This window comes from Chitinophaga dinghuensis (assembly GCF_003259435.1).
In the GTDB taxonomy this organism is placed as follows: domain Bacteria; phylum Bacteroidota; class Bacteroidia; order Chitinophagales; family Chitinophagaceae; genus Chitinophaga; species Chitinophaga dinghuensis.
Map to the genome: position 1 here is coordinate 526,966 of NZ_QLMA01000001.1, position 11,568 is coordinate 538,533.

At 45.9% G+C, this 11,568-nt stretch carries 14 protein-coding genes; all 14 read left to right on the plus strand.

Annotation, left to right across the window (positions count from 1 at the left end):
- Position 1: 1 nt before the first annotated feature.
- The 14 genes from CLV59_RS02165 (at position 2) to CLV59_RS02230 (ending at position 11,563) form a co-directional block, all read left to right on the plus strand.
- The gene (locus CLV59_RS02165; RefSeq protein WP_111590350.1) at positions 2 to 742 is read left to right on the plus strand and encodes a hypothetical protein; all 741 of its coding nucleotides are present in this window, start codon (positions 2 to 4) and stop codon (positions 740 to 742) included.
- A gap of 6 nt (positions 743 to 748) precedes the next feature.
- The gene (locus tag CLV59_RS02170) at positions 749 to 1,168 is read left to right on the plus strand and encodes an acyl-CoA thioesterase (RefSeq protein WP_111590351.1); all 420 of its coding nucleotides are present in this window, start codon (positions 749 to 751) and stop codon (positions 1,166 to 1,168) included.
- Between the two features lie 9 nt (positions 1,169 to 1,177).
- On the plus strand, positions 1,178 to 2,374 hold the full coding sequence (locus tag CLV59_RS02175) for a beta-ketoacyl synthase N-terminal-like domain-containing protein (protein ID WP_111590352.1): 1,197 nt from the start codon (positions 1,178 to 1,180) through the stop codon (positions 2,372 to 2,374).
- 50 nt (positions 2,375 to 2,424) lie between these two features.
- A complete protein-coding gene (locus CLV59_RS02180; protein WP_245950742.1) occupies positions 2,425 to 3,486 on the plus strand; it encodes a class I SAM-dependent methyltransferase in 1,062 nt (353 codons plus the stop codon).
- A 61-nt stretch (positions 3,487 to 3,547) separates the two neighbouring features.
- On the plus strand, positions 3,548 to 4,804 hold the full coding sequence (locus CLV59_RS02185) for an NAD(P)/FAD-dependent oxidoreductase (protein WP_111590354.1): 1,257 nt from the start codon (positions 3,548 to 3,550) through the stop codon (positions 4,802 to 4,804).
- Positions 4,797 to 5,396, plus strand: coding sequence for a beta-ketoacyl-[acyl-carrier-protein] synthase family protein (locus CLV59_RS02190; protein WP_111590355.1), 600 nt, complete (start codon positions 4,797 to 4,799; stop codon positions 5,394 to 5,396). Before CLV59_RS02185 ends, CLV59_RS02190 begins: the two co-directional genes overlap by 8 nt.
- A 54-nt stretch (positions 5,397 to 5,450) precedes the next feature.
- Positions 5,451 to 5,714: a phosphopantetheine-binding protein gene (locus tag CLV59_RS02195; RefSeq protein ID WP_111590356.1), complete on the plus strand. Its 264-nt coding sequence runs from the start codon at positions 5,451 to 5,453 to the stop codon at positions 5,712 to 5,714.
- A complete protein-coding gene (locus tag CLV59_RS02200) occupies positions 5,711 to 6,904 on the plus strand; it encodes a beta-ketoacyl-[acyl-carrier-protein] synthase family protein (protein ID WP_111590357.1) in 1,194 nt (397 codons plus the stop codon). Before CLV59_RS02195 ends, CLV59_RS02200 begins: the two co-directional genes overlap by 4 nt.
- Before the next feature lie 9 nt (positions 6,905 to 6,913).
- Positions 6,914 to 7,978, plus strand: coding sequence for a beta-ketoacyl synthase chain length factor (locus CLV59_RS02205; protein WP_111590358.1), 1,065 nt, complete (start codon positions 6,914 to 6,916; stop codon positions 7,976 to 7,978).
- A gap of 20 nt (positions 7,979 to 7,998) precedes the next feature.
- A complete protein-coding gene (locus CLV59_RS02210; protein ID WP_211323704.1) occupies positions 7,999 to 8,751 on the plus strand; it encodes a polysaccharide deacetylase family protein in 753 nt (250 codons plus the stop codon).
- The gene (locus CLV59_RS02215; protein ID WP_111590360.1) at positions 8,744 to 9,376 is read left to right on the plus strand and encodes an outer membrane lipoprotein carrier protein LolA; all 633 of its coding nucleotides are present in this window, start codon (positions 8,744 to 8,746) and stop codon (positions 9,374 to 9,376) included. The genes CLV59_RS02210 and CLV59_RS02215 overlap by 8 nt, the downstream gene beginning before the upstream one ends.
- A gap of 10 nt (positions 9,377 to 9,386) precedes the next feature.
- Positions 9,387 to 9,983, plus strand: coding sequence for a hypothetical protein (locus tag CLV59_RS02220; RefSeq protein WP_146616110.1), 597 nt, complete (start codon positions 9,387 to 9,389; stop codon positions 9,981 to 9,983).
- Between the two features lie 4 nt (positions 9,984 to 9,987).
- A complete protein-coding gene (locus CLV59_RS02225) occupies positions 9,988 to 10,347 on the plus strand; it encodes a 3-hydroxyacyl-ACP dehydratase (RefSeq protein ID WP_111590362.1) in 360 nt (119 codons plus the stop codon).
- 4 nt (positions 10,348 to 10,351) lie between these two features.
- Positions 10,352 to 11,563, plus strand: a complete 1,212-nt coding sequence (locus CLV59_RS02230) for a DUF2062 domain-containing protein (RefSeq protein ID WP_111590363.1) — start codon at positions 10,352 to 10,354, stop codon at positions 11,561 to 11,563.
- The last annotated feature ends 5 nt before the right edge of the window (positions 11,564 to 11,568 follow it).

Sequence of the window (11,568 nt, forward strand, 5' to 3'; positions counted from 1 at the left end):
CATGAAAACCAGTAAAATTTTTCTGGTAGCAACCTTTATTCTGACTTGCTGTATGTCAGCCGCTCAGGCGCAAAAACTGAAGAATTTCCTCGATAACCAGGACTCTTCTTTCACCTGGCTGGGTGTGGATTTCACACAGGCGCGCGTTATCGCTGATGCCGGCGCAGACGCTACCGACGTGATTAATCGTCACTTTGCAGGTATCAACCAGGTGATCGTCAATGAACCCAAGAAGTATGATGTGCCCGGGTCTCTCCGACACAAAAATGTCACTTACGACATCTCCCTGGTAAATAAACACAATCTTACCACCAATTCCGAAACACTTAAATCCGATAATTCGGGCGACTTCCACAGAATTACCCCTGAGGATGTTGCGAAATTGGTAAAAAACTTCAATTTCGAAGGAAAAAAGGGAATCGGCGTACTTTTGGTAATGGATGGCATGAGCAAAACAGAAAAATCTGCTTCCATGTATCTGACCATCATCGATATGGGTACCAAACACGTACTGATGACCGAACGTATGGACGGTAAAGCACAAGGTTTTGGTTTCCGTAACTATTGGGCTTACACCGTTTATAAAGTACTGGGTCATTTTGATGATGACTACAAAAAACTCCAGGCTAAGTATGCAGATGCTAAAGACCCGGTAGAAGAACAGGAACAGCCTAAAAAACAAGGGAAAACTGCCGTAGCAGAAGGTCCGGCAGCTCCTAAAAAAGCGAAAAAGAAAGGATAATAAATAATGCGTTTAACCGAGAGCACCACCATATCAATCCGTTTTAATGACTGTGATCCATTAGGGATTGTATGGCATGGGAATTATGTGCAGTATTTTGAAGACGGAAGAGAGGCTTTCGGTGAAAAATACGGACTTCGTTACCTGGATATTGCTGCCGAAGGATTTACCGTCCCGGTGGTCAATATCCAGTGTGATTATAAGCGCCCCCTTCGTTACGGTGATAAGGTATTGGTGAAAACCACCTACATCGACGATCTGGCGGCGAAAATGAAATTTGAATACGTTCTTACCAATGCAGCCACTGGTGAAGTAGTAGCAAAAGGTTCCTCCGTGCAGGTGTTCCTGGACAAAGAAACTTCTCTGCTGCAACTTACTATGCCTCCTTTTTTCAGCAAATGGAAAAAGGAACAGGGGCTGATTTAAAAGGGTACTATGCAAAAGGTATTTGTTGCCGCTGATAATATTGTGAGTCCACTGGGCAGTACTACCCTTCAGAATTTCGAACAGGTGTTGCAGGGTAATAGTGGGATCCAACTGCATGATAATGCAGCCTATGCCGCTGCTCCGTTTTATGCTGCCATGCTGGCCCCCGGTCAGCTTGAATCCTATGCCGGACAGTATAACGCAAATGAATACACGAAATTTGAACGGCTGTTGCTCGTATCCATAGCGGATGCGCTGCGCCAGACCAATATCGACACACAGAGTTCCCGTACAGGATTCATTGTATCCACCACCAAAGGAAACATTGAACTGCTAGAGCAAAGTGTGGAGAAAGCGCAGGCAGTAGTTGCAGTTGGAGATATCCATGAGCCAGAAGCGCCTGTGGAAATACCAGTACATGAGATGCAACTTGGCGCTACCGCCAGGAAAATAGCAGACCATTTCGGTTTCGTGAATGAACCGGTGGTGGTCAGCAGCGCTTGTATTTCTGGATTGTTAGCTATCCTGACAGGTAAGCGACTGATTCAGGCAGGTATTTATGATCAGGTGATTGTGACGGGAGCAGATGTGCTGACCCGTTTTGTGCTTTCCGGCTTTCAGTCGTTCCAGGCTGTGAGTGCCGGCCCTTGCCGCCCATTTGATGCCAACCGTTCCGGCGTGTCGCTGGGCGAAGGCGCAGCTACTGTTATCCTGACAAATGATCCTGCGAAAGCAGGCGCTTTTGTGTTGGGGAATGGGGCTGTCAGCAATGACGCCAATCATATTTCCGGTCCTTCCCGCACTGGCGAGGAACTGGCAGCTGCCATGCAACTGGCGATGTCGGGGACTGGAGTACAACCGGAAGATATAGGCTTCGTGTCTGCCCATGGCACAGCTACGCTTTATAATGATGAAATGGAGGCGAAAGCCTTACATCATGCAGGTTTGGCTGAAAGACCAGTGAATAGTCTGAAAGGCTATTATGGTCATACCCTTGGCGCAGCGGGCTTGATAGAAGCTATTATTAGTATGCAGGCCCTGAAAAAAGGGGTCGTATTGCCAACCAAGAATTTTGAAACTCCCGGTGTAACCATGCCGGTAAATATTAGTAACGCCATTACGCACACGCAAGCTACGCACCTGCTTAAAACAGTATCAGGATTCGGAGGATGCAATGCCGCCATGGTTTTTAGTTTAATCAGCTGAATGCAGCGGCCTACAACAATCCCGAACATCAGCTACATTTAATCATTGTCGTGTTTAATAAAGAAACAAAAACAGCATTACAAGCCAAGGAAGCCGCGTTATGGCTCGCCTTCGCTCCGGTTGCTTTTCAGGCTACAAGGGCGCTGCGCGATATGGGTATTTTAACTGCCATCAGCAACAGCAGATCACAAGGTATCACCATCGAGGACATCATGGAACAAACCAAAATGGACCGATATGCTGTCAGAGTATTGCTGGAAGCAGGTTTAGGTATGGAACTGGTTATTGTGAATGACAAGAAATACACCCTTACCAAAACCGGATACTTCATTTTACACGATGAATTAACCCGTATTAATATGGACTTTACCCAGGACATCTGCTATAAAGGGATGTATCATCTGCGGGAAAGTCTGGAAACCGGTAAACCTGCTGGTTTGCGTGAACTGGGTCCATGGGATACCATTTATCCTGGCCTTTCTCTGCTGCCTCCTGCAGTGGGTAAAAGCTGGTTCGACTTCGATCACTATTATTCTGATCTCGCAACGCCTGCGGCGCTGGATATCGTATTTGAAAATAAACCAAAGAAATTGCTGGACATCGGTGGTAACACCGGTAAATGGGCACTGGCCTGCACTGCAAAAGATGCAGAGGTAGAAGTAACCATCTTCGATCTGCCTGGTCAGGCGGGTATTGCACAGCAAAAAATGAAAGATGCCGGCGTTGAAAACCGTGTGCATTTCCATATTGCCAATATCCTGGATGAAAGTATTCCTTTCCCTAAAGGGTTTGATGCTATCTGGATGAGCCAGTTCCTGGATTGCTTCTCTGAAGCGGAAATTGAATCTATTCTTTCCCGTTGCCGCGAAGCTTTGAACGACAATGGTACCATTTATATCCTGGAACCATTCTGGAACCGTCAGCAGTTTAAATCGGCCGCTTTCTGTCTGCAGCAGACTTCCCTGTATTTCACCGCTATGGCTAATGGTAACAGCCAGATGTACCATACGGATGATTTCTTCCAATGCGTTGAAAAAGCAGGACTGGTTATCGCAGAAGAAAATAACCAGATGGGACTGAATTACACCCTGCTGAAATGTAAGAAAGCGTAGTTATACATAGTAGTGCCTTGCAATCAAAATACTTAATCAATACATCCCAAAATTACATCGTATGAAAACTGAAAAAGTCGATGTGCTGGTTATTGGCGCTGGTCCTGCGGGATCAGTGGCCGCGTCCATCATTCACCAGGCTGGCTATAAGGTGAAAGTTGTAGAAAAACTGACATTCCCGCGTTTTGTCATCGGCGAGAGCTTGCTCCCACGTTGCATGGACGCCCTGAAGGAGGCAAAATTCATTGAGGCAATTGAAGCAAAAGGCTTCCAGCAGAAATATGGCGCCAAGTTCGTGAAAGGAGGGAAAGTTTGTGATTTCACATTCAAAGAGCAACATACGCCAGGATGGACCTGGACTTGGCAGGTGACGCGGGCGGACTTCGACAAAACCCTTGCTGATACCGTTGAAAGCATGGGAGTGCCAGTTTCATACGAGACAACGGTGACGGATATACGATTTAATGGATCTGATTCTGTAACTACTGTTGAGGATAAAGACGGTAATCAATCGCAGATTGAGGCGCGTTTTATTGTGGATGGTAGCGGTTATGGTCGTGTGATTCCAAAGCTGTTTAACCTGGAGAAAAACTCCAACTTACAGCCAAGAAAAGCATTGTTTGCGCATACGGTAGACAAACGTCGTTCGATGGCGGATGAGCCTAACCGTATCACGGCAGTTGTACATAAGAAAGGAACATGGATCTGGATCATTCCATTTTCCACTGGGGTTACCAGTTTAGGATTTGTGGGAGATCCGGAGTTCTTTGAACAATACCCTGGCACCGACGAGGAGAAGTATCGTGCATTGCTGGAAGCAGAACCTTATACCAGGGAGCGTTTCCGCGATGTAGAGCTGGTGTTCGAGCCTAGAATTCTGCAATCATGGTCCGCCACTACCGATAAATTCTACGGTGATGGTTATGTACTGACAGGAAATGTAACAGAATTTTTAGACCCGATTTTCTCTTCTGGCGTAACTTTGGCATGTGTGTCCAGTCAAACGGCCGCCAAGCTGGTTATTCGCAAACTGAAAGGCGAAGAGGTAGACTGGGAGAAGGAATATATGGAGCCAACTATGCAGGGAGTAAATACTTTCCGTTCATATGTAATGGCCTGGTATGAAGGTACATTGGATACCATTTTCTTCTCTGAGAATCCAGATCCTGAAATCAAAGGCAAAATCTGTTCTGTATTGGCAGGTTATGTATGGGATCAATCCAATCCATTCGTGATCAATCATGATACGGCTTTGAAACGTTTGGCGCGCACGATTGAATTAACGGAGAAATTAAAAAGCGGTTCATCAGTTGAGTAATAAAGCATATATAACAGGTACCTGTATTATCAGAAACAATGGCATTTACCATAACGGTGAACTCGTGTGGGAAGCGCCAGGTGCGGAATTGCAGGAATTTCTCAGAGGGGCATACGATCAGTTTTCTGGTCAGTATCCCAAGTTCCATAAAATGGACCCGCTGAGTAAATTGGGATGGCTGGCGGCAGAAGTACTGCTGAAAGATAGCCCTATACTGCAATTGCCAAAAGAAGCGGTGGGAATGATTCTTTCTAACCGTAGTGCCAGTCTGGATACAGATATCCGCTATTATGCCACCGTAAAGGATTTTGCCAGCCCGGCCTTGTTTGTATATACATTGCCCAATATTGTAATGGGTGAGATATGCATCCGGCATGGATTTAAAGGGGAGAATACATTTTTTGTATCCGAACAGTTCGATACCGCTTTGCTTTCTGCTTATCCTACGGAACTCTTGTCTGCCACCCCTTTACAGGCTTGCCTGGTAGCGTGGGTGGAGGTAATGGAGCAGGATTATGAGGTCATTATGGTATTGGTGGAGCGAAACGGTCAGGAAGTGTTGGACAAAGAAAGTCTGGATGCTATCCGATAGCCGGTTGTCTCCCCCGGTATACTTAAAAAAGTAAAAAAATAAACTATATAACACGTGGAAAAGTTGATGTCGGATCTGAAATCGCAGATCATTGAACAATTGAATTTGCAGGAAGTGAAACCGGAAGATATCGGAAATGATGATCCTTTATTCAAAACCGGTCTGGGCCTCGATTCTATCGATGCGCTGGAGCTGATCGTTCTGTTGCAACAGCACTACAACATCCGCATTGCCAACCCTGAACAGGGCCCTGAAATATTCCACTCCATCCGTACGATGGCAGAATTTATCACCGCTCAACAAAAACAGCAGGCATGAGTGAAAAGGTGTGGATAGCAGGTGGTGGCGTCATCAGTGGCATAGGCATGGATCTCCAGGAAAACCTGGCAGCATTCAAAGCAATGCAACCCGGTATGACGGCCATGGAATACCTGCACTCCGTGCATCGAAATACCTTCCCGGTGGCGGAAGTGAAGGCAGATAATGAGCAGCTGGCAGATATGGCGCGTATGCCGGAAAATACCAGCAGAACAGCATTACTCAGTCTGATCGCCGCCCGGGAAGCCTGGAAATCTACCGGACTGGGAGATATCTCTCAGTACAGGGTGGGACTGGTTTCTGCCAATACGGTAGGAGGGATGGACAAGACGGAAGATTTCTTTAATACCTTCCTGTCCAACCCACAAGGAGGAAGACTGCATCAGGTAATTCAACATGAATGCGGCACTGTAACAGAACTGGTAGCGGATGCGATGGGCATTCGTCATCATATATCAACTATCAGCACAGCTTGTTCATCGGCAGCCAATGCGCTGATGTATGGTACAAGACTGATCCGCAATAATATTGTGGATATCGTGATTGCCGGCGGTACTGATTCGCTGACCAGGTTTACGCTCAATGGGTTTAATACCTTGATGATCCTGGATCAGCAGCCTTGCAGGCCTTTTGATGAAACCCGCACCGGGTTGAATCTGGGCGAAGGCGCTGGATATGTTGTATTAGTTTCTGATGCACTACTGGCGCATATTCATCCATGGGCGCGACTCAGCGGTTTCGCCAATGCCAATGATGCTTATCACCAGACTGCCTCTTCCCCTGATGGAACAGGTAATTATCTGGCCATGAAAGGCGCGCTGGATATGGCCGGACTGCAACCGCATCATATCGATTACATTAACCTGCATGGTACCGGTACACAGAATAATGACGTGTCAGAAGGAATTGCTATCAATCGGCTGTTTGCGCCGCATTTCCCTGCTATGAGCTCCACGAAATCCTTTACAGGACATACGTTGGGCGCTAGTGGCGGAATTGAGGCCGTTTATGCTTCGCTGGCGCTTCGGGATGGAATTATCTATCCGAATGCCCGTTTCGAACATCAGATGAAAGAACTGCCTTTTGCGCCAGTAACCGCATTCAGTACCGGCAATGACCTGCATCATGTCATGTCCAATTCATTTGGCTTTGGTGGCAACTGCTCCAGCCTGGTGTTTTCAAAAGAATAACTGCATTACATGAACATCTATATAAATGGCTCCGGTTGTATTTCTCCGCAGGAAACTGCGCAGATAGGCCCTTTGTTTGCAACGCTGAGGGAATACGACCAGGTACGCCTTTCCACCGTTGATCCTGACTATAAGCAATGGATAGACCTGAAGCAGATACGCAGGATGAGTCGCGTGGTGAAAATGGGCGTTGGCGCTGCCAACCTCAGTATGGAGGAAGCTGGCATTACCATGCCAGACGCCATTATCACCGGCACGGCCTATGGCTGCCTCGATGATACCGGCGTTTTCCTCAATAAACTCGTTTCGCAGCAGGAAGAAATGCTGACGCCTACTGCCTTTATTCAATCGACACACAACACTGTTGGCGGGCAGATTGCCTTGCTGATGGGATGTAACGCTTATAACAACACTTTTGTACATCGCGGATTTTCCTTTGAACATGGGTTACTGGATGCGATGATGATCCTGAAGGAAGGCTCGGCAAAACATGTGCTGGCAGGCGGATTGGATGAAATTACCAATTACAGTCACCAGATCCTTTCCCGGTTGGGAATGTATAAAAAAGTGGCTGTAAAAACGATGGAGCTGCTCAACAGCCCGGAAACTGGTACTATTGCCGGAGAAGGCGCTGCGTTCTTTACGTTAAGTACAGAAAAAGGTGCACATGCAGCAGCAGAACTGGTAGGACTCTCCACCATCTATAAACCATTGTGGGAGGGAGAAGTGATAGGGGAGATCGTGAAATTCCTGGAAGCGCATGATTGTGAATTGGGAGATATAGACTTGCTGGTAACCGGACGTAATGGCCATATTGATCATGATGAGATGTATGAAGAAGTAGCAGCAGCGCTGTTTCCGGAGCATCCGGAAGCCTGCTTCAAACATCTTTGCGGAGAATATCCGACTGCCATGGCTTTTGGAACCTGGATGGCAAACAGAATGATAGCAGAGCAGGATGTACCTGCGGCAGCTATGTTTTATGGTCAGCCACCAACAAAGTTGAAGAACGTATTAATATATAATCATCATCAGGGAACGCATCATTCCATGATATTACTGCGTGCATGTTAACTCATCGGTTTACATACAGGATGCTGATCGCAATGATGGGGATCTGGGCATTAATCCGGTTTACCCTGGGGTATCATATCTCTGTGTGGTGGCTGACGGTGCTCCTGGTAGTATATATTGGATTATGTGTACGAGGTGCTATAAAGGTGCAGGCAAATTTTTTTATCCCTTCTCTGTCAAAAGGGGATACCACAGAAAAAGTGGTGGCTTTATCCTTTGATGATGGACCACTACCGGAATTTACACCTGTAGTGCTGGATATCCTGAAAAAGGAAAATGTAAAGGCCGGCTTTTTTTGTATTGGTAAAAATATTCCTGAAAATGATGAATTGCTGGAACGTATACATGCAGAAGGTCATGTAATCGGAAACCATTCCTGGAGTCATGATTTCTGGTTCGATATGTATAGCAGCAGGAGAATGATGATTGATCTGGACACGATGGAAGACCAGGTGCTGAATGTACTGGATCTGAAACCAAGGATGTTCCGGCCGCCATATGGCGTTACCAATCCCAATCTGGCGACTGCGGTAGCACGACAAAATCTGAAATCCATCGGCTGGAGTATACGGTCGCTGGATACAGTGGCTAAAGATGAAGAAAAGTTATTATATCATATTCTGTCACAACTGCATCCGGGAGCGATTATCCTGTTGCATGACACCTGTAAGATTACGGCAGACATTTTGCCAAGACTGATTGCAGGAATCCGGGAACGTGGTTACAGACTGGATCGAATTGATAAATTATTAAAAATATCCGCTTATGCGTAAATGGTTGTTACTGGTAGTTTGTGGATTGTTTTCCTTGCAGATGCAGGCACAGACAGGGTTTAAACCTGTTACGGACCTGGCTCCGCTGAAGCAGCAGTTTGCAAAAGCTGCCCAGAATACACAAAGTATCCAGTGTGATTTTGTACAGGAGAAGAATTTAAGTATGCTTTCCGATAAGATCACTTCCAAAGGAAAGTTTTGGTTCAAAAAGGATAGTAAGGTGAGAATGGAATATACACAGCCATCTTACTACCTGCTGGTGATCAATGGTAAAGAGATTAAAATCAAGGATGCCCAGAAGGAAAATAAAGTGTCCGGAAAAGCCAACAAACTATTTGACCAGATTAATAAGATCACCGTGGATTGCGTGCGTGGAACCGTGCTGGATAATGCCGACTTCACCACTAAAGCATTTGAAAATCCACAGTTCTACAAACTGGAAATGGTGCCGGCAAACAAGGCATTGAAAGAATATTTCAGCAAAATCACGCTGCTGGTGGACAAACAGGACTACTCTGTTTCTAAAATCACAATGGATGAACAATCCGGCGATGATACCACCATTAGTTTTCTGCATAAACAACTGAATGCAAATATTCCGGATGCGTTATTTTCTGCTAAATAGTTTGATTGTTTTGACGTTCGCCTTCGGCGGATGCCGGTCTGTCTATAAGGGTCTTCGTACTCAGGAGCATGGCGATGTGAACTGTATCCGAAAATTTGCACCACAGTTCAGCAATACTTTATACAGTACGCAGGTGAATGTCATGAAACATCATCTCAGCGGACTGGTATTTCTGAAAATGATGCCAGACAGCTCTTTGAGAATGGTGTTCGCGAATGAAATGGGATTTAAGTTTTTTGACTTTGAATATGATAAAGACGGCCATTTCACCAAACATTTCATTATCCCTAAGATGGATAAGAAAGCGGTGGTGAAAACGCTGAGTCAGGATTTTGCCCTGGTGCTCATGCGGCCCGACTTGTCTCAAGCCCACGTAGCAAAGGACGATAGTAGTACCTATGTAGTAGTGCCTACTGAAAAAGGGAATAATTACTATATAACGAATAACGACTGTACGCAGTTATTAAGAATAGAGAAATCATCAGAACGGAAACCGGTAGTACGTATCACCATGGATCATTATACCAACGGCGTACCTGATAGTATCTATATCAAACATCTCAATTTTAAATTTAATATCTCCCTGCAGAGGGTGGAAAAAAAATAAACACATGTTAGCTGGCAGCTTTTATACCATTACCGAACAGAAACAGGAACCAGGACAGGTAAATGCAACGATTGAACTGAATGCGTCGCATCCGATTTTCGGAGGGCACTTTCCGGAGCAGCCTGTGGTACCTGGCGTATGCATGATGCAGACCATCACTGAATTTCTGGCTGCAGCAACCAGCCGTAAGGTAACCTTGCAGAAAGCGAATCAGATGAAATTCTTGAATATGATTGATCCGCGTCAGACGCCGCTGGTGGATATACAGGTGCAGTACAAGGAAGAAGAAACCGGACTGAAGGTGACAGCTATCCTGAAGCGGGAAGATAAAACTTTCATGAAGTTCCAGGGACTGTTTAAATAATCGCATGTCTGTTTCGCCAACACATAACGAACTGTTTGAACAGCATCGGGTAGCCGTGCTGATTCCTACCTATAACAATGCCACCACGCTGGCAGCTGTATTGGAGGATGCGCTGACTTATACCCATCACGTCATCGTTGTCAACGATGGCGCCACGGATGATACGTCGGAGATTTTAGCCGCTAATCCGCTGATTCAGTTAGTATCGTATAGCCCTAACCGTGGGAAGGGAATTGCCTTGCGCAGAGGGTTTAGCTATGCAAAAGAGCAGGGGTATGACTATGTCATTACCATGGATGCAGATGGTCAGCATTTTGCATCTGATCTGCCGATATTACTACATAAGATTCAGGAAGACCCCAATGCGCTCGTCATTGGTGCGCGTAACCTGCAACAGGAGAACATGCCTGGCAAAAATACATTTGCCAATAAGTTCTCCAACTTCTGGTTTTATGTGGAAACGGGTCTGAAAGGACCGGATACGCAATCGGGTTATCGGTTGTATCCACTGCACCGTATGGGGAATACCCGCTACTGGTGTACTAAATATGAGTTTGAAATAGAAGTGCTGGTACGTAGTGCCTGGAAAGGAATAAAGATCGATTGGGCGCCTGTGCAGGTATATTACCCGCCAGCAGAAGAACGTATCTCCCATTTCCGTCCTTTCCGCGATTTCTCCCGTATCAGCGTACTCAATACGGTATTGGTTTTTATTACCCTCATCTATATCAAACCCAGAGATGTCATCCGTTATCTGTCTAAGTGGGATAACTGGAAAAAGATGTGGAGAGATGAAGTGCTGAATCCAACAGAAAGCAATGCGATGAAAGCGGCTGCTATTGGATTCGGGGTATTTATGGGCATCATTCCTATCTGGGGATTCCAACTGCTGGTAGCTATTCTGCTATCCATCAAATTTAAGCTGAATAAAGCGCTGGTAGTACTGGCAGCCCATATCAGTACGCCGCCGTTAACCATAGGGGTGTTATATGCCAGCTTTGTAACGGGGGAATTATTCATGGGGCAACATTCCAGGGACCTGATTTTTATGGGTCAAACCCTGGATGCTGTAAAGCAAACTATTAAGGCCAACTTCCTGCAATATGTATTGGGAGCCTGTACGCTCGCCGTAGCGGCAGGGATAACAGCATGGCTGGTGAGCTTCGCTTTACTTTCCGTATTCCGGAAAAAGAAACAACTTCAAAACGCACAGTAACAATA

Bases quoted from the DNA above. Each gene is read 5' to 3' on its own strand.
- CLV59_RS02215 (WP_111590360.1), top strand. From the start codon at position 8,744: ATGCGTAAATGGTTGTTACTGGTAGTTTGTGGATTGTTTTCCTTGCAG.
- CLV59_RS02185 (WP_111590354.1), top strand. From the start codon at position 3,548: ATGAAAACTGAAAAAGTCGATGTGCTGGTTATTGGCGCTGGTCCTGCG.
- CLV59_RS02170 (WP_111590351.1), top strand. From the start codon at position 749: ATGCGTTTAACCGAGAGCACCACCATATCAATCCGTTTTAATGACTGT.
- CLV59_RS02165 (WP_111590350.1), top strand. From the start codon at position 2: ATGAAAACCAGTAAAATTTTTCTGGTAGCAACCTTTATTCTGACTTGC.
- CLV59_RS02200 (WP_111590357.1), top strand. From the start codon at position 5,711: ATGAGTGAAAAGGTGTGGATAGCAGGTGGTGGCGTCATCAGTGGCATA.
- CLV59_RS02230 (WP_111590363.1), top strand. From the start codon at position 10,352: ATGTCTGTTTCGCCAACACATAACGAACTGTTTGAACAGCATCGGGTA.
- CLV59_RS02210 (WP_211323704.1), top strand. From the start codon at position 7,999: ATGCTGATCGCAATGATGGGGATCTGGGCATTAATCCGGTTTACCCTG.
- CLV59_RS02175 (WP_111590352.1), top strand. From the start codon at position 1,178: ATGCAAAAGGTATTTGTTGCCGCTGATAATATTGTGAGTCCACTGGGC.
- CLV59_RS02205 (WP_111590358.1), top strand. From the start codon at position 6,914: ATGAACATCTATATAAATGGCTCCGGTTGTATTTCTCCGCAGGAAACT.
- CLV59_RS02225 (WP_111590362.1), top strand. From the start codon at position 9,988: ATGTTAGCTGGCAGCTTTTATACCATTACCGAACAGAAACAGGAACCA.